General features: G+C 50.1%; 11 protein-coding genes. 6 read left to right on the forward strand and 5 right to left on the reverse strand.

Going from position 1 to position 24,521, the window contains the following annotated elements; genetic code table 11:
* Positions 1-72 precede the first annotated feature (72 nt).
* Positions 73-1,176 carry an AI-2E family transporter gene (locus I0P70_RS02145; RefSeq protein WP_196114545.1) on the forward strand — a complete coding sequence of 368 codons (1,104 nt, stop codon included), beginning with the start codon at positions 73-75 and terminating at the stop codon, positions 1,174-1,176.
* Here the strand turns inward: I0P70_RS02145 and I0P70_RS02150 are convergent.
* On the reverse strand, positions 1,142-1,738 hold the full coding sequence (locus I0P70_RS02150; protein WP_196114546.1) for a GNAT family N-acetyltransferase: 597 nt from the start codon (positions 1,736-1,738) through the stop codon (positions 1,142-1,144). The genes I0P70_RS02145 and I0P70_RS02150 overlap by 35 nt on opposite strands.
* Before the next feature lie 134 nt (positions 1,739-1,872).
* Between I0P70_RS02150 and I0P70_RS02155 the strand changes: the two genes are divergently transcribed.
* Positions 1,873-2,472, forward strand: coding sequence for a porin family protein (locus tag I0P70_RS02155; RefSeq protein WP_196114547.1), 600 nt, complete (start codon positions 1,873-1,875; stop codon positions 2,470-2,472).
* A gap of 81 nt (positions 2,473-2,553) precedes the next feature.
* On the opposite strand, the gene I0P70_RS02160 is transcribed toward I0P70_RS02155, so the two are convergent.
* The gene (locus I0P70_RS02160) at positions 2,554-3,384 is read right to left on the reverse strand and encodes an NYN domain-containing protein (RefSeq protein WP_196114548.1); all 831 of its coding nucleotides are present in this window, start codon (positions 3,382-3,384) and stop codon (positions 2,554-2,556) included.
* A gap of 323 nt (positions 3,385-3,707) precedes the next feature.
* Between I0P70_RS02160 and I0P70_RS02165 the strand changes: the two genes are divergently transcribed.
* From I0P70_RS02165 to I0P70_RS02175, 3 genes are all read left to right on the forward strand, one after another.
* Complete coding sequence (locus tag I0P70_RS02165) at positions 3,708-5,294, forward strand: DNA mismatch repair protein MutS (RefSeq protein WP_230391936.1); 1,587 nt, start codon at positions 3,708-3,710, stop codon at positions 5,292-5,294.
* A gap of 64 nt (positions 5,295-5,358) precedes the next feature.
* Positions 5,359-6,354, forward strand: coding sequence for a DUF1028 domain-containing protein (locus I0P70_RS02170; RefSeq protein ID WP_196114550.1), 996 nt, complete (start codon positions 5,359-5,361; stop codon positions 6,352-6,354).
* 104 nt (positions 6,355-6,458) lie between these two features.
* On the forward strand, positions 6,459-7,886 hold the full coding sequence (locus I0P70_RS02175; protein WP_196114551.1) for a M20/M25/M40 family metallo-hydrolase: 1,428 nt from the start codon (positions 6,459-6,461) through the stop codon (positions 7,884-7,886).
* 131 nt (positions 7,887-8,017) lie between these two features.
* Here I0P70_RS02175 and I0P70_RS02180 read toward each other — a convergent pair whose 3' ends face one another.
* From I0P70_RS02180 to I0P70_RS02190, 3 genes are all read right to left on the reverse strand, one after another.
* Complete coding sequence (locus I0P70_RS02180) at positions 8,018-9,232, reverse strand: S-adenosylmethionine:tRNA ribosyltransferase-isomerase (RefSeq protein WP_196114552.1); 1,215 nt, start codon at positions 9,230-9,232, stop codon at positions 8,018-8,020.
* A 216-nt stretch (positions 9,233-9,448) separates the two neighbouring features.
* Positions 9,449-9,850, reverse strand: coding sequence for a DUF2721 domain-containing protein (locus I0P70_RS02185; RefSeq protein ID WP_196114553.1), 402 nt, complete (start codon positions 9,848-9,850; stop codon positions 9,449-9,451).
* A gap of 21 nt (positions 9,851-9,871) precedes the next feature.
* A complete protein-coding gene (locus I0P70_RS02190) occupies positions 9,872-10,411 on the reverse strand; it encodes a hypothetical protein (RefSeq protein ID WP_196114554.1) in 540 nt (179 codons plus the stop codon).
* Positions 10,412-10,986: 575 nt separating this feature from the next.
* Between I0P70_RS02190 and I0P70_RS02195 the strand changes: the two genes are divergently transcribed.
* On the forward strand, positions 10,987-24,498 hold the full coding sequence (locus I0P70_RS02195; protein ID WP_196114555.1) for a gliding motility-associated C-terminal domain-containing protein: 13,512 nt from the start codon (positions 10,987-10,989) through the stop codon (positions 24,496-24,498).
* The last annotated feature ends 23 nt before the right edge of the window (positions 24,499-24,521 follow it).

A 24,521-nucleotide genomic window follows, 5' to 3' on the forward strand; every position in this document is an offset into this window, starting at 1 on the left:
TTTGGGAATATTGTTGAGGTAATTGCTGTCCTGAAGTGCATCAGCACAAACGGGAACCCAATATAGTGAAATATGGAAAAGAGCTCCAAAGTTAACTGGCTAAAGTTGCTGCAATACATCTTGCTGGTGGCGGCTTTGCTATACTTTGGGCGTACGCTTTTTGTTCCGCTCAGCTTCTCGCTTCTGATCAGTTTTGTGCTGTACCCTGTTGTAAAGTGGATGGAAGATCGTGGTTGGAGCCGCTGGAGCGCTATTTTGCTTTGCCTCTTAACGCTTGTTCTGCTGGTAGGGGCACTGAGCTGGCTGCTGGTGCGACAAATGATCAGTTTTGGGCAGGAATGGCCCGTGCTGCAGGAAAAGCTGCTGCAGGCATGGTACCAGTTCGGGCTATACCTGGAGCAGCAGTTTGGTGTGGACGATGTGCAACGCAGCAGTTGGATGGAAGGGCTTGTAAAGGACGCTGCTTCCACTGTGCTGAACGTGGTACAAGGTGTGCTCTATGCCTCCGTGACGACGGTTGTACTCGTTTTGTTGATTCCCCTTTATGCTGCCCTTATTCTTTACAACCGGGAGCAGCTGGCGGCGGCGCTTTTCTCCATGTTTCCGAAAGCAGAACACAGCAAGATCCGCAGCATTCTGCACGGAACCATTACGACTTACTACAACTTCATCAAGGGAATGATCATTGTGTATGCGGTAGTGGGCTTGCTCAACAGTGTCGGGCTTTTGCTACTAGGTATACCGCATGCTATTTTCTTTGGTATTGTGGCTTCTATCCTCACATTTATACCTTATGTGGGCATCACGATTGGGGCGATTTTGCCGATGGCCGTGGCTTGGATCACGTACGACTCTGTGTGGTACCCGGTTGGTGTGATCATTGTGTTTTCGGTGGTGCAATACCTGGAAGCCAACCTGATCTTCCCACTGGCCGTGAGCTTCCGTTTGCAGGTCAATATGCTCTTTACACTGCTGGCCATTGTGGCGGGAGGTATACTTTGGGGAGCATCCGGCATGATACTGTTCGTGCCTTTTGTGGCTATTCTGAAACTGATCGCCGATAAGCACGAGGAGCTGCGGCCGGTATCACTCCTGCTGGGTACAGGTATGACATCAACCAAGTCTACACCTAAGCATGGTATCAGGATTCCTCGTTTTCGCCGGAAGCAAAGCTAGCATGGCTCTCCTGCCATTCCCGCTTCAGTAAACTGTATACCTCCAGGTCGATAAACTGGCCGCGCAGCCACTCACCGTCCCGTTCTATACCTTCCAGCTTACAGCCCAGCTGTTTCGGAATGTTACTACTCTTACTGTTTCCTACGCCCACTTTTATCTGGATGCGGTTCATGCGCATCTGCTCAAAGGCGTTTGCAATCAAAGCAGCGCAGCTACGGACCATGATGCCTTTCCCCTGGAATTCCTCTCCCAGCCAATAGCCGATCTCCAGCTTGCTGTTTACCCTGTCAATGGCTTTGTAACCAATAATACCCGCTTCTTTTTCCTGAAACCGGATCGTGTATACCTGCTCCTGCAGATTGCCAGGCGCCGTGACAGTTTGCAGGAACAACCTTGTATCGCTTGCAGAGAAGCTGCTGTCTATAAAAGGGAGCCACTCACGCAGGTATAGCCGACCCTGGTCAATTAGCTGATAGAGGGCTGGAGCGTCACTTACCTGAGCTTCGTGCAATTTAATGTCAGGCGTTACGATCAGGGGTTGTAATGTGGATGCAGATCTCATTGAATCGGGTTGGGAGACGTTATTGCTGAGTTCTAAAAAGCTGAATACTAAACATACGGGTCCAAAACACAGTTAAATAGATAAGAGTATGGTAATGTTACTCTAGTATGAACGCATATATTGTACACAAGACTATGAAAATTAAACTACTACTCCTGATTTTTTTAAGCGTTATTTTTACAGCCACTGCACAAGACTCTAACATTGATCTGGGTGCCAAGTTCGGTTTCAATGTGTCCAACATCAGCAGTGATCCTACTTTAGTAGAAGAGTCGGCCGGGGTGGGAACTGAGTTCGGTGCCTTTGCCCGTATCGGTAACCGCTTTTATGTACAGCCTGGGGTTGATTTTGTGAATAACAAAGTGACCATACAGCGTACAGTCCAGCCTCGATCCGGGGAGCGTGATGAAGTGCGCTTCCGCTACTTCCGGGCGCCGGTGCTGCTGGGTTTTGAAAGTTCCTATGTCAAACGCAGAGGCGGCTCCATCCCATTTCGAATAATGGCAGGACCTTCCTTTGCCTACAACATCGGCGTAAGCGACAACAACCTGGACGTGCGCCGTCGAAATGTGCGCAATGCTCAGTTTGCGCTGCACGGCGGTGTGGGAGTTAAACTGCTCCGCTTTGTCGAACTGGACCTCATGTATAACCACGGACTAACCAGCGTGTTTAACGACAATAGCGCAGACGGGAAGTTCAGGAATTTTTCGTTGACAGTGGGCTTTAGTATATAACGTACAGACCTGCACAAAAAAAGTACAGCCTTCTACTGCGCGTGCAGTAGAAGGCTGTACTTTTTTGCGCCCTGAAGGAGTTTAGTTGCTGTTTTGTTCTTCTTTGGCAGCAGGTTTTACTGTTTTCTCTTTTTCTTTCGCAGGTTTACGCCGTTTCGGGCTGCTACGACGCTTCACGTATACCGCGGAAGAGCCTTTGTCGTCTTCTTTGCGAATGGTGAATAAGTCCTTGTGCGCCTTGATCAGCTGGATCAGCTGGCTGTATCCAAAAGTTCGCGGGTCGAAAGCGGGGTCGAGCAAACGCAGGCTTGTGCCGATGGCCCCGAGATGCGCCCAACCATCTTCACCTACAGCCATCTGAAAAGCCTCTTTCAGCATCGGCACTGGGTTCGGTCGCGGATTCTCCTGCCCGTTAGGGGTAGATTTGTCTGCTACTGCTATTTGTTTCTCGTCAATGTCGTCGGTCAGGTTTTCAGTGTAGATAAAGATGTTGCAGGCGTTCACAAAAGGCTTGGGCGTTTTGCGCTGCCCGATGCCCATCACAAAGATGCCCGCCTCCCGGATGCGGGTCGCCAGTCGGGTATAGTCACTGTCTGAAGACACAATGCAGAAGCCATCTACCAGGTGACTGTGCAGCAGGTCCATCGCGTCGATGATCATGGCGCTGTCGGTTGCGTTTTTACCGACGGTATAGCGGAACTGCTGAATGGGCTGTATGGCGTGGTTGTTCAGGCAGTCTTTCCAGCCGTTCATCTGTGGGGTGGTCCAGTCGCCGTAAATGCGGCGGATCGTGGTCTGCCCGTATTTGCCAGCCTCGGCCAGTATTTTGACGATAAGGGTTGGTTGCGCATTGTCGCCATCTATTAGCATGGCCATGCGCTGTTGTTTTTTCTCGTTGAAGGGTTTGCTCATAAATTGGTTTGCGCCGAGCGGTTGGTGCCCGCGCTGAATTTGGTATGTTATACTTCTGAAATGAAGATGGGTTGTAAATAGGTAGGGAATTTACTATATAAGGGGAGAATGGTTATATTGGGGTGGGGTTGAGGTAGAAAATAGATAAGAGGGGTAAACGTTTCAGGTTTCCCAAGAAAATCTAAAAAGCGTCCTCACTAGGGGTATATCATTTAATTAGGTAGTGGCTGTAAATTATACGGATGAAATTCATTTACATCGTATCTCTTTTATTTATTCCGCTTTTCGGCGTTTTCTATATCCGTCATCGACATCTAAAAAAGATGAAACAGGCGGAAGAAGACTTGCATGCTAAATGGTCGAAAGCAAAGGAAGAGCAGTATTTCAATTTTCCTTTAATCAAAAAGTACTTCAAAAATAAGCTCAGGAGAGGTTTAGATTCTTTTCAGGTCATTCCAGACAAAGTGAGCGAAGACTTGTATCTCGATGAAGTATTCGAGTTTGTTGATAGGACTGTGTCTAAGGTGGGACAGCAATTTCTATACTACAAACTCAGAGTGGTCTCAGGTGATATCGAAGAGCTGCGACACTTCGACCGTTTGGTTGATAGTTTCTCACAGAATGAAGAGCAAAGGAAACATTGTCAGTTAACACTAAGGACACTTGAAAAAGGGGATTCGTTTTATTTAGAAGAGCTGATTCACGGTGAGCCGATAAAACCGCCCAAGTGGTATCCATTGGTGTATGTTCTGACTTTTTCTGTACTGGTACTCATCATACTTGCTTTTGTCTTTCCTGTTTTGCTATTCTTCTTACTGCCTTTATTTGTTGCTAACATCTTGATTCACTACTGGAATAAGGAAAATATCAATTACTACCTTATCGCTCTAGGAGAATTTAGTAAAGCTTATGATGCAGGGGTAAAGCTTTCGAATGTTGGGCTTATCAAATCGCATTTTGTAGATACAGGTTTTTTGCAAAGGCTTATACCTCTGAAAAAGAAAATGAGATGGGTGAGCCTGAATAACAAATTGGAGGATGAAACGACGACAATATTCTACTCCCTCTTTGAGCTTCTGAAAATGGCCTTTAATCTGGAGATTTTATTTTTCTTTTCTTTAATAGAAGATGTAGAGAAAAAACGAACTGCACTTGATGAGTTGTTTCAGTTCATAGGAGAGATAGACGCTGCGATCTCCACGGCATCTTATCGTGCAGGCTTGGAGGTGTACTGCAAGCCATCTTTCTGCGAGCCAAAGCAACTAAAGATAGATAGTTTGACGCACCCACTTCTTGCAAATTGTATACCTAATGATTTACAGTTATCACAAAAAGGTTTGCTGTTGACTGGTTCAAATATGTCAGGCAAGACGACATTTATCAGGTCTGTCGGAATCAATATGCTTTTGGCTCAAACAATATATACTTGCACCGCCAGCAACTTTATCGCACCATTTTCCAGAATATTTACTTCGGTCAAAATTTCCGATGACTTGCTAACCGAAAAGAGTTATTATTTTGAGGAAGTAAGCACTATCAAAGCTTTCATTGATAGTTCACATAACAGCGAACCTGCCATATTTATACTGGATGAAATCTTTAAGGGTACGAACACAGTGGAGCGTATTTCAGGTGGTAAAGCCATATTATCGTACTTAGCAAAACGTAATCATCTTGTTTTTGTGTCTACGCATGATATTGAGTTGACCGAGCTATTACAAAGGGAATTTGACCTGTACCATTTTTCTGAATCCATTCATAACACACAGCTCGTATTTGACCATAAACTAAAGTTCGGACCACTTAGGACAAGAAACGCAATAAAAATTCTGCAAATCAGTGGCTACCCATCAGAAATACTAGAGGAGGCGAACAGTATTGTAAGTAAAATTGAAAATGTATCTGGCTGATTAAAACTCTATTGTATCAATTCTGAACTGTCACAACCCATCCCACTCAACCCCAGTACTCACCATGAAAAAACTATTCTCCATACTAACCCTCCTTTTAACCGTGACACATTTCTCCGCACAGGCGCAGGTGTTTAAAAGCGAAGAGCCCCTTGCCCATACCTATTCGATTGTAGCCCGTGATGCGAAGACGGGCGAAATGGCCGTCGGCGTGCAAAGCCACTGGTTTTCGGTGGGAACCGCCGTGCCCTGGGTAGAGGCAGGCGTTGGCGTGGTGGCTACGCAGTCTTTCACCAACAAATCATTTGGTCTGCGTGGGCTTGCTTTGTTGAAAGAGGGCAAGTCGCCGCAGGAAGCGCTGGATATTTTGCTGGCCGATGACGAGGGCCGTGAAGTGCGACAGGTGTCAATCCTCGACGCGCAGGGACGTGTGGCAACGCACACGGGCAAGCAATGCATTCGCTATGCGGGGCACACCATCGGTACCAACTTCTCGGTGCAGGCCAACATGATGCTCAGCGACAAGGTATGGCCAGCCATGGCGAAGGCATTTGAAACGAGTGCAGGTAAGCCCCTGGCCGAGCGGGTGCTGCTTGCCATGCAGGCAGCCGAGCGGGAGGGTGGCGACATCCGCGGCAAACAGTCCGCGGCGCTGGTGGTGGTGCGCGGTGAGGCTACAGGCCAGCCCTGGGACGACCGCACCATCGACCTGCGGGTAGACGACCACGAAAAGCCGCTTGACGAACTGGAGCGTTTGCTCAAGGTATACCGTGCTTACGAGCACATGAACAACGGCGACCTGGCCGTAGAGAAGGGGCAGATGGCCAAAGCCATGGAAGAGTATGGCAAAGCCGAATCTATGTTCCCGGATAACCTCGAAATGAAGTACTGGCACGCTATCACACTGGCTAACAACGGTGACATAAACGGGGCCACCAAACTTCTCAAAGAGGTATACAAGAAAGACAAAAACTGGAAAGAACTGACGGAGCGCCTGCCCGAAGTTGGCTTGCTTACTCTGAGTCCGCAGGACCTGCAGAAGTTGCTGCAAGTGAAGTAGGCGTAGCGTGTTTTGTGGCAATAGTTGTCTATACCTCAAATAGATTGCTTATATTAAAGCCACAAACAATCTAAAACTAAATTTCAAGCATTATTCACCTGAAGATGTTAATAAAGCACAAATTACGCGCTTTCGTGGCCGGAGCTGCCATGCTGGCTGCTATACCTGCCATGGCGCAGCAAAACACTTACAAGTCTGACTCCACCGTCATCCGTAAGTTTTACGACGACGCCCTCACCAGCTACGAGAGCTACGAAAACCTGCGCTACCTCACCAAAAACATAGGCGCCCGTCTGAGCGGTTCTCCGCAGGCCGCAGCCGCTGTGGAATGGAGCCGACAGGTAATGGAAAACATGGGACTTGACCGCGTATACCTGCAGGAGGTGATGGTGCCTTACTGGGTGCGTGGCGATAAAGAAATCGGCCGTATTCTGAGTGGCCGCAACGGCAGTCAGGAGGTAAATATTCTGGCGCTGGGCAGCACAGTAGGCACCGGTACGCAAGGCCTGAGTGCGCAAGTGGTGGAAGTGCAGAACTTCGAAGAACTCGAGAAACTGGGTAAGAAGAAAGTAAAAGGCAAGATCGTCTTCTTCAACCGTCCGTTTGACAACAAGCATATACAGACAGGCAGCGCCTATGGTGGTGCCGTGGATCAGCGAGGAGGCGGTGCAGTGGCAGCCGCTAAATTGGGTGCAGTAGGCGTATTGGTTCGCTCCATGACCAACGATGTACAGGATGTGGCCCACACCGGCAACATGCGCTATGAAGAAGATGTGGACAAAATACCGGCAGCCGCCATTAGCACCAAAGGAGCCGATGAATTAAGCTCCATGCTGAAAAATGATCCGGAGCTGAAGTTTTATATGCGGATGACGAGCGAAACCCGCCCAGATGTGCTTTCCTACAATGTGATCGGCGAGATCAAAGGCTCTGAGAAACCAGACGAGATCATTGTGGTAGGCGGCCACCTGGACTCCTGGGATGTAGGTGAAGGCGCACATGACGACGGTACCGGCTGTGTGCAGTCTATTGAGGTACTGCGTCTGTTCAAAGAGCAAGGTATACGCCCGAAGCGCACCATCCGTGTGGTGATGTTCATGAACGAAGAGAATGGTCTGCGTGGCGGTCGTAAATACGCTGAAGAGGCTAAAGCAAAAGGGGAGAAGCACGTAGCGGCCCTCGAGTCTGACTCAGGTGGCTTTACACCACGTGGCTTTGGTATTGACGGCAACGACCAGCAATACGCTAAGATACTTTCTTGGAAGCAACTGCTGGCCCCTTATGGTCTGCACGAACTGAACCGCGGCGGCGGCGGCGCTGACATCGGTCCGCTCAAAGGTCAAAACAACGTAGTATTGATCGGCCTGCGCCCTGACTCGCAGCGCTACTTCGACTATCACCATACTCACATCGATACCTTTGAGACGGTGAACCGCCGCGAAATGCAGTTGGGTGCCGCAGGTATGGCGGCGCTGGTATACCTGATTTCGGAGCATGGTCTGAATGGCGGTGATGCCAAGGCTGGAAAGTAGTCAACTTTAAATCATCAAAAAAAGCCAGTTCTATACCTGAGATAGAACTGGCTTTTTTGTTGGGGTTGCCAGAAAAGGTGCTCAAAAGACGCTCACAGGTATGGGAGACACTGTGAGGTCATCGTGCGACTTTATGGTAGCAGCAGCGAACTATCGCCGTAGCTTAAGAAGCGGTAGTCGTTGTCCAGGGCATGTTGGTATACCTGTTTCCAGTCGCTGCCGATAAGGGCAGACACGAGTAGCAGGAGTGTGCTTTCCGGTTGGTGAAAATTAGTAACCAGTCCGCTACAGATCCGGAAGGTATAGCCCGGCGCGATGATGATCTGTGTGCTGGCATGCAAATGTTCGACCTGGTACCGCTCCATGTATTCGAGCAAAGTCTGCAGTGCTTCGGGTGTGGCAGGTGGCGTGCTGGTATCGTAAGGTAGCCATTGGGTTACATGCAGCTCTTCTGGTTTTAAGCCGGGCTGCTGCTGAAGCAACGTGCCCAGCCAGTATAGACTTTCGAGGCTGCGCATCGAAGTTGTCCCGACAGGTATAATGGGCTGGCCCAAGTGTTGCAACAGTTGCTTCAACACCTGCTTCGAGACCATCAGTTGCTCAGCGTGCATTTCGTGGTCTTCCATGGTGTCGGCCTTCACAGGCTTGAAAGTACCGGCGCCCACGTGCAGGGTCAGGTAGGTGCTTTCTATACCTTTGGCTTGCAAAGATGCCATTACCTGGTCTGTAAAATGAAGTCCGGCAGTGGGGGCAGCTACAGCGCCTTCGTTGCGGGCATAGATGGTCTGGTAGCGGGTGCGATCTTCAGGTGTAAGTTCGCGGTTCAGGTAGGGCGGCAGCGGCAGGCGTCCGCAGCGCTCCAGTACTTCGGCAAAAGTAAGCTCGGCGGGTGTCCACGTGAAACGGATCAGGAAATGACCTTCTTGCTGTGCTTCCCGCTCGGCTGTTACAACACCACCTTCAAATAATATTTTCAGCACACCTTCTTTCCAGCGCTTGTTGTTGCCCACCAGGCATTTCCACGTGCAACTGCGTGTCTGCTGCATAGCCAGCTGCACCTCACGGTGAGGCTTAACCGGCTCCAGACAGAAAATCTCCACTGCACCACCTGTTGGTTTATGAAAGATCAGGCGAGCCTGCACCACCTTCGTATTGTTGAACACCAGCAAACTGCCGGCAGGCAGTAGGTCCGGCAAATCAGTAAAGGTATGATCGGCTATGTTGTGGCTCTTATAATAAAGTAGCTTCGACTGATCGCGCTCTGGCAGCGGGTACTTGGCTATACGCTCATCTGGCAGCTCGTACACAAAATCCTTAATGGCCAGATTTTTCGGGTTAGCGTTCATTTGTTTGAAATAAGAGTCTATAGTTATTCGTCAGAAATTGTTCGTGAGGGCTGTCTCACTTTAAGTTCTAACTCTAAGCTAAATAGCCACAAAGGTAAGCAATGATGGGTAAAGTTATACCTGCCTGTTGTGTTGGAGATATGAGAGTTGCAGTCAAAACGACTACAAGGGGCAATTATAGGATAGAGATACTTTTGTCAGCATGTAAACTTCGGACTATTGTGCCGAAGTCTCCTCCAGGTCATTCAACTCTAGTTCCAGCGCCTTCACCGAGATTTGAATTTCGCGGATGGCGAGTGCCAGCGAGATCATAAGCAACATCAAACTCAGGCCGAAGGTGTACTTACCGACAGTGTTATACCCTGCAAAAAGAATGAACATGCAAAACACGCAACCAAACATACTGGCAATGCCAAAGGCCTGCATGTTCCGGATCAGGACCAGGCGGATACGAAGGTTCTCGATTTGCCCGTATACCAGATGGCTGTGCGTGGATGCATAGCGGCTTTTCAGGCTCCTGATCAGGTTAGCAAGCGCCATGAACCGATTGGTGTAGGCGAGCAGCAATAATGAAATGGCCGGAAACAGCAGGGCAGGGGTGGTCAGCGTGATCTCCATAGACCCAATGAATGGGTAATATTACTGTATACTTTTCAGGAAGTCTTCATCAAGTGGCTCTTCGTCGTCGTCTTCATGATGGGCTGCTTCAAAATCGATATCCTGCAGTACTTCCAGTCCTTCGAGTATCAGTTCATCAATTTCCTCTTTTGAAGTCGCATCCAGCGTCTGTTCGAACATAGCCAGCAAATGCTCACGTTGTTCATTCACAAATATTTCGTGGTAGAGGTTGTCGAACAGGCTGATTTTCTTCTGGATGATCTTATCGATTTCGCGGGTGTTTTTGGCATTAACAGCTTCTAGTAGCAATTTCAGTACATCTTTTGCGCCTTCGTTGTCAGCCAGTCGGGCATATGCCTTTATAAAAGCAATCGCTACACCTAGCCGCACTCGCTCAAACCGGAAGCCAATCTCGTCTCCCGCTTGCCCTCCTTTTAAACGTGCATTCTTGAGCGCTTGCTCCAGTTGTTGGTATACAACAGCAGCCTGCTCCTCGAATACTTGCGGGGCTTCAGGGGCAAAGGCGGTTTCAAGTAGTAGCTCGAAGCTCTTAGCACTCATATCTGAATCTTTCTTAAGTAAGAGATACTGCAAAGGTAATGGTTTATACCGGCATTTTCGAAGTACGAATATTATAATTTAAGTAAAATATTGAATGATTTAAATGAGAAAATTGCAAATACTGATTTGGAGTTTTTAAGTATATGGGAAACGTAATTTTGTATTGTTTTGCATACTATTTTTTTGCTTTATTTACAGGCTGAAATTTCTGTTTGCTGAATAAGCTGTTGAAAATTAGTTATAAAGGACTTTTTGATGCCTTTCTTAATCTTTATGATTTGTAAGGATATGGATAAAAAGTAAAGCATTGAAAATATTTATTTTATTAAGTAAATAGTACTATTTATAAAGGTGTATAAAAATATTACAGCATACGCTTAAGCAAATAGCACACATGATAACAACATCGTTCACTACAACCCCTATCGCATGACAACAAACTTTACGCACTTTTTCTCATTTATCTACAACTGATAGAGTAGGCTACGCACTGTGGTCTACTTGTATGTGTTTCACCACGCCGCCTGATTCTACAAGCCGGTCAGAAAATCTATTTGTAATTTATTGATTATTATATGAACAAACTTCTACAGTTTATTCTTGCGGTTGCTCTGTTGATTAGCAACAGCACGATAGCGTCTGGGCAGGACATAAATTGGGTGAAAACGGTCGGAGGGGCTTCCCACGATCACGGTCGGTCTATCCAGGTAGACGGTGCCGGCAACCTATACGTGCTCGGGCATTTTTCTGCTCCTTCTGCCGCGTTCGGATCAACAACGCTTTATGCCTCAGGTATAGGGACTTATCTTACAAAGTATAGCAACACAGGCAATTTTGTGTGGGCTCGTAAGGTATCTGACACCAACCTGACAGACGAAGGCGCACTGAAAACGGACGCAGCCGGAAACAGCTATGTTGTGACCTCGTTTACAGGCTCCACCCAACTAGGCAGCACAGCGCTGACCAGTAGTGGTTCCAGCGACATTGTTATTGCTAAGTATAACACAAGCGGTAATGTGGTTTGGGCTACCAAAGCAGGAGGTGGCGCTGCAGACAGAGGAACAGGTATAACAATAGACGCATCCGGGAATAGCTACATCACAGGCAGCTTCACGGGTACGGCTAGTTTCGGAAACACCTCTTTTGCAAGTGCCGGCAACACAGACGGCTTTGTAGCGATGCTGAATGCAAACGGCGTTTTTGTCTGGGCGCAAAAGATCGGCGGCACTGCAGCCGACGAAGGCAGAGGCATTGCGATTGACGGCAGCAACAATATATATGTGGCCGGTAACTTTAATGAGGATTTCACGCTTGGCATTACGCCACTTTCACATTCGGGCAACCAAGACATATTTCTTGCATCTTATACCAACAGTGGTGCTATAAGATGGGCACAGAAAGCTGGTGGAAATGGCGCAGAAAAAGTAACCGCATTAGGTATAGATGGTGCTGCTAACTTGTATCTGGGCGGTAATTTCTCAGCAAGGACTACTTTTGGCTCAATCTCTTTTAACAACAGCGGATCTAGTCAGGATATCTTTCTGGCAAAGTACTCTAATACAGGCACAGTTATATGGGCGAAAGGAGCAGGCGGAAACGCTGCTGACGAACTTGGAGGCTTGTCTGTAGATAGAGATGGTAATTTGTACCTGACTGGTAGCTTTGGTGGTAGTGCCAACATTGGCGGAAGTCCTCTGTCAACAACGGGTGCGCTTGATATTTATGCGGCACACTATGATGGGAATGGCAACGGCGTATGGTCTATTGGAGCCGGTAGTGCACGCGATGACCGTGGTTGGGGTATTGCGTCAGATGCGGCTCAGAATGTATATGTTACCGGTTACTTTCAGGAAAATACGCCAAACTTTGGTGGTATTGTGATTGTAAACAGAGGCGGTGAAGAAACATTTATCTCCCAACTGGTGCCTCTGTTGAGCACAACTAGTGTCACTGCGGGCCCTTACTGCCCTGGGCAGGCTGTGACTGTACGTTATAACACTTCCAGAAATCTTGGGAATGGTTACAGAGCAGAGCTTTCTGATGCTAATGGCAGCTTTGCAGACCCCATTATCATTGGCTCTATTAGCAATAATGCCGGTTCAATTAGTGCAATCATCCCTGATAATATACCAGCAGGAGATAAATATAGAATTCGGGTATACTCAAATGGATTAAGGAGAGCTGGCACTGACAACGGCACTGATCTCATTATTAATGCTAAGCCTCCAGTGCCTGAACTGACAGCCAGTAGTCCAAGTGTTACTGGAACACTCTATTTGTCTGCGACGGAAATACCCGGAGCTACCTACTCATGGACGGGACCGAATGGTTTCACTTCAACTCTGCGGGAACCAACCCGACCTAATATGAGAACCAGTGATGCAGGCACTTATACCCTCACTGTCAATGTGAACGGATGTACCACTACAGCTACTATAGCAGTAGTGCTCGCAACTGTTCCGACCTTTGATGTGGATCTGCGTGGAGAGCCTAATGGAGAATACACATCCCCACCAGTAAGTAGGAATGGTAGCGCTTGTAGAGATAATAATTGTATTCAGTTTAATGTAATACTGGATGAAAGGGCTGGCCAAATAGTTGTTACAGTTGATGGCGGCAAGGGTGCCATGGATTACACCATAAACTGTGGCCCAGAAACTAGAGTGGGCCAAGAAGTTTGCGCTCCTAATACAGGTATCTTTACGATCACTTTCTGTAAGCCTGGTGGTAATGCAACTACATATTCCATCAGGTCTATTGCTGCCTTTGAGCCGCAGGCCGATGTGTCTCTCACAGCAGGTTGCTCCGACATCTTGAAAGCGCCTGATACTTTTAATGAAGAAAGCATTGTATGGGAGGACCTGACAGGTAACGGAGCTTATCTTAAATACCTGAGTTTCCCGAATGGTAAAAAAGAGGCGATTGTAACAGGCGACGATGATGCCCCAGCTAGAGTGATATACCGTGTTCGGGGTAAAGCTTTCCAGAGTTCATGCTCCGACAACCTTTATTATGATGACATCGAAGTTACGTTTCATCGCAGGCCTGTTGTCACGATAGCGCCAACACCTGCTATTATATGCCCTGGTGGCGGTGGCGTAGTGCTTAGAGGCAATGTAACAGGCGGCGACCAGACCACTGGTTTTGATTATGTCTGGAAAAATGCTGCTGGTAATCAGGTAGGAAGCAACCTGAATTATACGGCTACAGCTGTAGGCACTTATAAGTTAATTGCTATACCTAAAGATTCAAGAGACTGCGAAGAGTTCTCTGCCACAGTGGAGGTGGTTTCCAATCTCACTGCCAACGCTGGCCCGGACCAATTGGTGTGCGCAGGCAGTACCGTTCAACTGGCAGGCACAGTTACAGCCGCCACAGGTGGCCGCTGGATAGGTGGTAACGGTACCTTCTCAAGCAGGACAGACCTGAGCGCTACCTATACTCCAACAGAGACAGAGTTAAATGCAGGTTCTGTTACACTGACATTAGAATCAACCGGAAACGGCGATTGTGGTCCGGTGCAGGACGAGGTGGTAATCTCATTCTACAGAATGGAAGTGACCCTGACAGGAACGCCAGTAATCTGTAATGGTACATTAGGAACGATCAGTGCTAATGTTACAGGTAGTCAGGGGGCTTTGAGCTATCGCTGGAGTTCCGGCGAAACTACTGCTTCTATTACTAATAAAGTTGCCGGTAACTACACCGTTACTGTAACCGAAGTTAACGGCTGCGCAGTCACTGTACCGTTTACCATCACACAAGTGCCAGGCCCTGCTGATTTTACAGTTGAGCTAAAGGCCACTACCTGCGGCGACCGTAACGGCGAGATCAAGGTGACGAGCGTAACCTCATCAGGTAACCGAAGTTTTGAATACGCTATTAATGGGGGAGATTTCCAGACTGGCAATACCTTCACAGGACTGGCTGCCGGAGTATCTTACACCATCACGGTGAAAGACGCCAATGGCTGTACCTTCAGTAAATCCTATACACTAACAAATGTAGAGGGGCCTACGGCTGTAACTGCCAGCTCAGCACCGGCCAGCTGCCATAACAACGATGGTTCGATCACGGCTGGTGAGGTATCAGGTGGCACCGGTACGATGGAGTACTCCATCAACGGTAACGACTTCCAGACCAGTACCATCTTTACAGGCCTCGCTACCGGCGACTATACCTTGACGGCCCGTGACATCAACGGCTGTAAAGTGACTACCTCGGTGACCGTGGTGCAGCAGTCGCTGACCAGCTTCACCGCCACACCGGCTGCCTCTACCTGCGGCAACCCGAACGGCACGGTGACGATCTCTGCTGTCGTAGGTGGTGTTGGTGAACTGGAGTACAGCAAGGACGGCCAAACTTATCAAGCTTCACATATCCTTACTGGTTTTGCCGCCGGTCCGCACACAGTATGGGTGAGAGACGAAAGAGGCTGCGCCATCAGTAGACAAGTGACCATAACCAACACACCAGGCCCGACTGACTTTGCAGTTGAACTTAAGGCTACCACCTGCGGTGACAGTAACGGCGAAATCAAGGTGACGGGTGTGACCTCTACAGGCAACCGCAGTTTCATGTACGCTATCAATGGTGGCACCTTCCAGACAGGCAATACCTTTAATGGTCTGGCTGCCGGAACTGTTTATACGATCGCTGTGCAGGATGCCAATGGTTGTACCTTCACCAAATCTTTCACTCTAAGCAATGTAGCTGGTCCAACAGCCGTTACTGCCTCTTCATTACCGGCCAGCTGCCACAACAACGACGGCTCGATCACGGCTGGCGAAGTATCAGGCGGCACCGGTACGATCGAATACTCCATCAACGGTAACGACTTCCAGACCAGTACCATCTTTACAGGTCTCGCCTCTGGTGACTATATCTTGACGGCCCGCGACATCAACGGCTGTAAAGTGACTACCTCGGTGACCGTGGTGCAGCAGTCGCTGACCAATTTCACCGCCACACCGGCTGCTTCCACCTGTGGCAACCCGAACGGTACTGTCTCTATCTCTGCCGTTGTCGGTGGCGTAGGTACGCTGGAGTACAGCAAAGACGGCAGCAACTACCAGACTTCCCCTGCACTCACCGGCTTTGCTGCCGGGACGCATACAGTGTGGGTGAGAGACGAAAAGGGTTGTACCTTCAGCAAACAGGTGACTATCACCAACACGCCGGGCCCTACTGACTTTGAAGTGGAGCTAAAAGCCACTACCTGCGGTAACAGTAACGGCGAGATCCGTGTAACGGGTGTGACCACAGAGGGAAATCGCAGTTTTACTTACTCATTGAACGGAAGTGCCTTCGGGACAGGAAATACTTTTACTGGTTTGACTGCCGGAACAGCTTATACTGTCCGGGTGCGGGATGCAAATGGCTGTATCATTACTAAATCCTTTACACTGACAAACACCCCCGGCCCGACGGCTGTAACGGCTACATCGGCCCCTGCCAGTTGCCACAACAACGACGGTACTATTACAGTGGGTGCGGTAACGGGTGGAACAGGTACCAAGCAGTACTCCCTCAATGGCCGTGACTTCCAAAACGAACTTACCTTCACAGGCCTCGCCTCTGGTGACTATATCTTGACGGCCCGCGATATCAACGGCTGTACGGTGACTACTTCAGTTAACGTAGGGCAGCAGTCGCTGACCAATTTCACCGCCACACCGGCTCCTTCCACCTGCGGCAACCCGAACGGCACTGTTACCATTTCTGGCGTTGTAGGCGGTATAGGTGTGCTGGAGTACAGCAAGGACGGTCAGAACTACCAGACTTCCCCTACACTCACCGGCTTTGCTGCCGGGACGCATACAGTGTGGGTGAGAGATGAAAGAGGCTGTACCTTCAACAAACAGGTGACCATCACACAAGTGCCAGGCCCTACTGACTTTGCAGTAGAGCTAAAAGCCACTACCTGCGGCGGCAGCAACGGTGAAATCAAGGTGACGGGTGTGACGTCTTCAGGTAACCGAAGTTTTGAATACGCTATCAATGGGGACGATTTCCAGACAGGTGAAACCTTCACAGGGCTGGCTGCCGGAGTATCTTACACCATTACGGTGAAAGACGCCAATGGCTGTACCTTCAGCAAGCCATTCACGCTAACCAATACACCTGGCCCAACAGCCGTAACGGCCAGCTCGGCCCCAGCCAGCTGCCACAACAACGACGGCTCGATCACGGCTGGCGAAGTATCAGGCGGTACCGGTGCGATCGAATACTCCATCAACGGTAACGACTTCCAAACCGGCACTACTTTTACAGGACTAGCTGCCGGCACCTATACCTTGACGGCACGTGACGCTAACCTCTGTACTGTCAGCACATCGGTAACAGTGGTGCAGAGTGTGCCGACTAACTTCACAGCTACGCCAACTGCAGCTACTTGCGGCAACGCTAACGGAACTGTAGTGGTGAGTGGCATCGTAGGAGGAATCGGCACTTATACCTATAGCAAAGACGGTCAGAACTTCCAGACTTCGGCTACACTGACTGGTCTGGCAGAAGGTCCGCACACCATTACTATAAAAGATAGCCGTGGCTGTACCTTCAGCAAAGAAGTGAGAATCGAAAATATACCTGGTCCTTCTGACTTTGCCTTCACGGCCAATGCCTCAAGCTGCGGTCGCAGCAACGGCAGCATCGAAGTAGGCCTTGTGACAGGTGGTAGCGGTACTTACTCCTATAGCCTCAACGGTGGCGATTTCCAGACATCCAATACTTTCTCAAACCTGATGGCTGACACCTATCGCATCACGGTGAAAGATGGTAAGAACTGCGAGTTCACCAAAGATGTGACGGTGACAGATGTGGCAGGTCCTACTAACTTCACCGCTACCGTGAGCAACACAACCTGCGGTGCCGTAAATGGCGAGATCAAAGTAACGGGCGTAACAGGTACTGCCGGTGGTTACAGGTACAGCCGCGATGGCGTGAACTTCCAGGACTCGCCTGACTTCACAGATTTGGCTGTGGGAGAGCATGTGATTACGGTACGTGACGCTAATGGCTGTACTTTCTCCAGAACCTTCAACCTCATCAACGTACCTGGCCCGACGACAATGACAGTTGCCCAGATAGCAGCCAGCTGTAACAACAACGATGGCCGCATTACGGTGAGCAATGTGTCGGGCGGTACTGGTACCTATACCTACTCCATCAACGGAAGCGATTTCTACGAGTCGAATGTATTCAATGGCCTTGCCGCTGGTCCTTATACCGTGACGGTAATGGACGAGAACGAATGTACCATCACCCGTTCGATAACAGTAGGTACCAACGTGCCGACTACCTTCGCCTTCACCACCAACCCGTCTACCTGCGGTAACAGCAATGGTACGATTACAGTGACTGGTGTAACAGGCGGTACAGGTCCATATAAGTATAGCAAGGACGGCCAGAACTTTGTTGACGGTAATGCACTTACTGGTTTCTCCGCAACTACCCATACCATTTGGGTACGCGACAGCAAAGGCTGCGTGGTTTCCCGCCAGATTGCGGTAAGCGACATCCCTGGCCCGACTGACATCGTGGCGACTGCAACAGCCTCTAGCTGCGGTGACCCGAACGGTCGCCTGACGGTGACAGGGGTGACAGGCAATACGGAAACGTATACTTACTCTATCGACGGAGATAACTTCCAGGAGTCAGCTACTTTCGAAGGCCTGTTGGCTGATGACTACACCATAACGGTGAGAGATGAAAACGGCTGTACGTTTGCAAAAGCATTCACGGTAACAGATGTGGCAGGCCCGAGCTTTGTGGCAGCGCCTGAGTCCAGCACTTGTGGTGACAGCAACGGACAGATCGTGGTGAGCAATGTGACAGGCGGAACGGGTACTTACCAGTACAGCCTGAACAATGGCACCTTCCAGAACAGCAATAGCTTTGTGAATCTGGCCGCCGGAGAGTACATTGTTTCAGTGCGTGATGGAAAAGGCTGCGTGGCTACGCAGACAATTGAAGTAACCAATATTCCTGGCCCGACTGATATCACACTGGTTGCAGCATCATCTACTTGCGGCAACAGCAACGGTTCGATCACGGTGAGTGCAGTAACTGGTGGAACTTCGGACTATACCTACAGCCTGAATGACGGCGCCTTCCAGGAGTCGGCTACCTTCACAGGCTTAGCGGCACGGACCTACGCTATCACGGTAAAAGACGCCAGAGGTTGTACCTTCACTAAAGAAGTAGAAGTGCAGAACATTGCTGGTCCGGATGGATTGACTGCTGAAATAACAGCCTCTACCTGCGGTGCCGCCAATGGTGAGCTGCGTATAACCCGTGTTTCTGGTGGAACTGAGGGCTATACCTACAGCCGTAACGGCGTGAACTTCCAGGAAAGTGATCTCTTTACAGGATTAGCTGCTGGTGAGTATACCATCACGGTAAAAGATGCTAGAGGCTGTACCTTCGCCCAGAAGTTCAATGTAACCAACATCGGTGGACCAACAGCTGTAACGGCCACTACCCAAGCAGCCAGTTGCCAGAACAACGACGGCTCGATTACGGTAGGTACGGCAACAGGAGGAACAGGAACCTATACCTACTCCATCGACGGTATCAACTTCCAGGAGTCGAAAAACTTTACAGGATTAGCCGCCGGAGACTATACCGTAACAGTCAAAGACGGAAATGACTGTACCGTCACCACCACAGTAAAAGTAAATACCAACGTACCAACTAACTTTGCCAGCACATCGGTATCCTCTACCTGCGGCGACAGCAACGGCAGTATTACGGTAGGTACTGTAATAGGTGGTACTGGTACGTACGAATACAGCAAAGACGGACAGAACTTTAGCACTAGCGCTACGCTGACTGGTTTTGCGGCAGGCTCGCATACCATCTGGGTGCGCGATAGCAAAGGCTGCGTGTTCTCCAAGTCAGTAGCTGTAAGCAATATTGCCGGACCTGAATTCACAGCGACACCTGTTGCGACAACTTGCGGCGCTGCAAATGGAAGCATCACGATTAGTGGTGTAACGGGCGGTGTTGGTCCTTATACCTACAGCATCGATGGCGATAACTTCCAGAATGGCCTTGTATTCGAAAATGTGCTGGCTGGTACTTACGAAGTGCTGGTGAAAGACCACAATGGCTGCGTGGGTTCAGTAACTGTAGAAGTTGAGGACATCGCAGGTCCAAGCGACTTTGAACTGACCGCTGCGTCCTCTACCTGCGGCGACAGCAATGCCAGCATCACAGTAGGTGAGGTGACAGGCGGTACGGCTCCGTTTGCATACAGCATCGATGGACGTAATTTCCAGACCGGAAAAACGTTTGCAGGGCTGGCTGCCGGTGAGTATACCATCACGGTGCAGGATGACAATGATTGTGAGTTTACCAGGACCATTGAGATAGAGAATATCCCTGGGCCAACCGATATCACGCTTACAGCCGAATCCTCTACCTGCGGCAGCGCCAACGGCACGATCAGTGTAACAGGCGTGACAGGCGGAACCTCTACCTATACCTACGCACTGAATGATGGCGACTTCCAGACCGGCACTACTTTCGAGGCTGTGCTGGCCGGTACTTACACAGTAACCGTGAAAGATGTCAACGGCTGTACCTTCAGCAAGGAAATCGTGGTGGATAACATTGCCGGACCTACTAACCTGACAGCCGAAACGACCTCTTCTACTTGCGGCAGCGCCAACGGCGAGATCAGCGTAACGGGCGTGACAGGCGGCACTTCAGATTATACCTACAGCCGAGACGGTGTGAACTTCCAGGAGTCGAATCTGTTTACGGGTCTGGCTGCGGGTACCTACAACATCCGCGTGAAAGATGCCAAAGGCTGTATCGTAAGCAAGCAGGTAACTGTAACGAACACCGGAGGCCCGACAGCAGTGGCGGCTACTTTTGCCCCTGCCAGCTGCAACAACAACGACGGTAGCATCACGGCTGGAACGGTGACAGGTGGTACAGCTCCTTATCAGTACAGCATCAACGGCAGCGACTACCAGTCAGAGACTACTTTTGGAGCACTTGCTTCAGGAGAGTATACCCTGACCGTGATGGACCGCAACGGCTGTACCGTAACGACAAAGGTGACGGTAACGAATGACGTTCCGACTACTTTTGTCAGCACGACCACTTCAACTACCTGCGGCAGCAATAACGGCACGATCACAGTAGGAGAGGTAACGGGAGGTTTCGCTCCTTATACCTACAGCAAAGACGGCGTGAACTTCCAGGAATCAGCGACACTGACTGGCTTTGTGGCAGGTCCGCACGCCATTACTGTGAAAGATGCCAAAGGCTGTATCGTTACACGCCAAGTGCAGGTGAGCGATATTGCGGGTCCTTCCGAATTAGCGATTGCTGTAACAGCTTCTACCTGCGGCGATAGCAACGGACAGTTTACGATAGGTGAGGTGACGGGTGGAGCTGCTCCTTATACTTATAGTATAGACGGCAGCAACTACCAGAGCGAAACTACTTTCTCAGCACTGGCGGCCCGCACCTACGAGGTAACCGTGAAAGATAAAAACGGCTGTACCTATACCCAGTCTGTTACAATTGAGAACATCCCTGGCCCTTCTGACTTTGTAGTAACGTTGAAGAGCTCCAGCTGCGGTCGTGCGAACGGTAGCGTAACTGTGGGTGAGGTAACAGAAGGCACAGCGCCTTATACCTACAGCAAAGACGGCGTGAACTTCCAGGAATCAGCTACCCTGACCGGACTATTGGCAGGTGAGCAAACGATCACCGTGAAAGATGACAATGGCTGTATAGTTGCTAAAGTCGTGACGATAGAAGATGTAGCCGGTCCAAGTGACATGATCCTAGGCAGCACTTCCTCAACCTGCGGCAGTGCCAACGGCACGATCAGCGTGACAGGCGTGACGGGCGTAGCAGGTGGTTATACCTACAGCATCGATGGCATCAACTTCCAGGAGGGCACTACTTTCGAAGGTGTGCTGGCTGGCAGGTATACTGTAACTGTGAAAGACGCCAACGGCTGTACCTTTAGCAAGGAGATCATAGTGGATAACATTGCCGGGCCTACTGACCTGACAGCATCCATGACTGCTTCTACCTGCGGTGCAGCGAACGGTGAACTGACGGTAACGAATGTTTCAGGTGGAACAGAGTCTTATTCTTACGCCATCGACGGTAAGAATTTCCAGGCTTCTCCAACCTTCACAGGTCTGTTAGCCGGAGAATACACCATTACCGTGAAAGACGACAAAGGCTGTACCTTCGCGAAAGCCTTTACCGTGTCAGACATTGCCGGTCCTTCGGCAGTAGCGGCAGGCTCGCAAGCGGCAACCTGTGCCGACAACGACGGCCGCATCTCGGCTGGTACGGTGACAGGTGGTACGGCTCCTTATACTTACTCGATCAACGGCACCGACTTCCAGACCAGCACTGCCTTCATGGCACTGGCCTCCGGAGAGTACACCCTGACAGTGCGTGACGCCAAAGGTTGCGAGACGACTACCACAGTTAAAGTAGACAAAGACGGTCCGGGCAGTTTTGTTGCCTCAACCAGCAACTCAACTTGTGGTAGTGACAATGGCAGTATCCGAATCACTTCAGTGGACGGTGGTGTTGCGCCTTATACCTACAGTCTGAACGGTGGTGACTTCCAAAGCGGAGCCAGTTTCTCTGGTCTTGTGGCAGGAGAGTATACCATCACGGTAAAGGACGACAACGACTGCACGCACACTGAGACCATCACAATCAATGATGTGACGGGTCCAACTGACCTCACTGCTACAGCTCAGAACACAACCTGCGGCAACAGCAATGGACAGATCAGCGTGACCAACGTAGCAGGCGGAAAAGCTTCTTATACCTACAGCATCAATGGCACCAACTTCCAGACTTCGGCAAACTTCACAGGTTTGGCTGCTGGTGAGTACCTGATGACGGTGAAGGATGCCAACGGTTGTACCTTCGCGAAAGCGGTGACGGTAACGAACACCGACGGTCCGGAAGGATTTGCCACTACTACCAAAGCATCTACCTGCGGTGCCAGCAACGGCAGCGTAACAATAGGTGCGGTTACCGGTGGTCGTGCTCCTTATACCTACAGCAAGGACGGTACAAACTTCCAGTCTTTAGCTGAACTAACAGGTATGGCGGCAGGCAACCACACGGTGTACATCAAGGACGCTAACGGATGTACCTTCAGCAAAGCGGTAGTGATCGAGAACATTGCCGGTCCAACTGGCTTTGAGCTTGCATCTACAACGGCTACCTGCGGCGAAGCAAATGGTACCATCACAGCAAGTGGTGTAACAGGTGGCAAAGCACCTTATACCTATAGCTTAGATGGCGGCGACTTCCAGAGCGAAACTGTCTTTGCCTCTGTAGCGGCTGGCGAGCACACCATCACGATCAAAGATGCTAACGGCTGTACCATCGAGAAGAAAGTAGAAGTGGGCAACGTAGCCGGTCCTTCGGCTCTGACTGCAAACGCCACAGCTGCTTCTTGTGATACGAATGACGGTGCTATCACAGTAAGCCAGGTAACCGGCGGTGTGGCACCTTATACCTACTCCATCAACGGCACAACTTTCCAGGCCTCAACTGCCTTCGCAGCACTAGCCCCGGGTGAGTACGAGGTGACGGTGAAAGATGCCAATGGCTGCAGCACGGTAACGACTGTGACAGTTGGCCAGAAGGGTCCGAAAGAAGCGACAGTTACAGCAAACAAAGCTGCCTGTGGCGAGGCGAACGGATCGATCACAGTGACGGCAGTAGACGGTGGCACGGCTCCTTATACCTACAGCCTGAACGGTGGCAGCTTCCAGAGTGCAGCTACTTTCGCTAACCTGGCAGCAGGTGCTTATACCATCACGATCAAAGACGCGGAAGGCTGTGCCATCACGGTAGAGCAGGTCGTGTCTAACAATGGCGGTGTAGAAAGCTTCACGGCAGCAGGTACCGATGCCAGCTGCGGTGAGCGCAACGGCCGCATCGCGATCAGTGAGATCGTAGGCGGTACGGCTCCTTATACCTACAGCATCGACGGAACCAACTTCGTGACCGAGCCAAACTTCACCGGACTTGCCGAAGGCGAGTACCAGGTGACGGTGAAAGACGCCAGCGGCTGTATCCTGATCGAGGCGGTAACGCTGCAGAACAGCCCAATGCTGACCAATGCGAAGTTCACAGTATCGGCTGCCACTTGTGGCGATAAAGCCGGTGAGGTTGTGGTGACGGAGGTAACAGGCGGTACGGCTCCTTATACCTACTCACTCGATGGTACTAACTTCTCTGCTTCAGCCACACTGGCGAATGTAGCAGCCGGAACCTATACCCTGACCGTGAAAGACACCAAAGGCTGTACCTTCTCTGTTCCGGTAACAGTGGCGGGTTTATCGAGCAAAGTGGCGAATGTGAGTCACATCAGCTGCTTCGGCGACAAGAATGGTACTATCCTGATCGAGGCAATCGGCGGTGATGCCAACACTGAGTACAGCATCGACAATGGCAAGACCTTCCAGAAAAACCCAGAGTTCACGGGACTGGCGAAGGGTACTTACCAGGTGATCACCCGCTTCTCTTCTACTTGTACCATCACATTGGGTGCAGTAGAGATCAAGGAGCCGGCCGCACTGCAAGTGGAAATGGCTGTGTCAGATGGAATGCCAGGTAAACCTAACTCAGGCAGTGCTAAAGTGAGCGCAATCAGCGGAGGTATGGCACCATATGTCTACTCACTCAACGGTGGAGAATTTGTAAACGAGTCAGAGTTCCTGAACCTGCGCGGTGGCAAACACTACCTGAAAGTGCGTGATGCCAGCGGCTGTATTACAGAGGTTGAGTTTGACGTGACTAGCCTTGGTGAACTCGACATCCCGAACGGTTTCACACCAAACGGCGACGGCATCAACGACACCTGGGTGATTCGCAATCTGCCGGAGACTTTCCCTAACTGCAGAGTGACGATCTACAACCGTTGGGGTAGCCCGGTATTCGAGTCGAAAGGATATGGCAGAGAGTGGGATGGTACGAATAACGGCAAGCGACTGCCAGATGGTACCTACTACGCCATCATCGAGTTCGGTGACGATACGCCGGCTGTTAAGACATCAGTGACCATCATGCGTTAAGTTTCGCCATTTTAGAAAGAGAC

Source organism: Pontibacter sp. FD36 (assembly GCF_015686655.1).
GTDB lineage: Bacteria > Bacteroidota > Bacteroidia > Cytophagales > Hymenobacteraceae > Pontibacter.

Bases quoted from the DNA above. Each gene is read 5' to 3' on its own strand.
- I0P70_RS02145 (WP_196114545.1), top strand. From the start codon at position 73: ATGGAAAAGAGCTCCAAAGTTAACTGGCTAAAGTTGCTGCAATACATC.
- I0P70_RS02150 (WP_196114546.1), bottom strand. From the start codon at position 1,738: ATGAGATCTGCATCCACATTACAACCCCTGATCGTAACGCCTGACATT.
- I0P70_RS02155 (WP_196114547.1), top strand. From the start codon at position 1,873: ATGAAAATTAAACTACTACTCCTGATTTTTTTAAGCGTTATTTTTACA.
- I0P70_RS02160 (WP_196114548.1), bottom strand. From the start codon at position 3,384: ATGAGCAAACCCTTCAACGAGAAAAAACAACAGCGCATGGCCATGCTA.
- I0P70_RS02165 (WP_230391936.1), top strand. From the start codon at position 3,708: ATGAAACAGGCGGAAGAAGACTTGCATGCTAAATGGTCGAAAGCAAAG.
- I0P70_RS02170 (WP_196114550.1), top strand. From the start codon at position 5,359: ATGAAAAAACTATTCTCCATACTAACCCTCCTTTTAACCGTGACACAT.
- I0P70_RS02175 (WP_196114551.1), top strand. From the start codon at position 6,459: ATGTTAATAAAGCACAAATTACGCGCTTTCGTGGCCGGAGCTGCCATG.
- I0P70_RS02180 (WP_196114552.1), bottom strand. From the start codon at position 9,232: ATGAACGCTAACCCGAAAAATCTGGCCATTAAGGATTTTGTGTACGAG.
- I0P70_RS02185 (WP_196114553.1), bottom strand. From the start codon at position 9,850: ATGGAGATCACGCTGACCACCCCTGCCCTGCTGTTTCCGGCCATTTCA.
- I0P70_RS02190 (WP_196114554.1), bottom strand. From the start codon at position 10,411: ATGAGTGCTAAGAGCTTCGAGCTACTACTTGAAACCGCCTTTGCCCCT.
- I0P70_RS02195 (WP_196114555.1), top strand. From the start codon at position 10,987: ATGAACAAACTTCTACAGTTTATTCTTGCGGTTGCTCTGTTGATTAGC.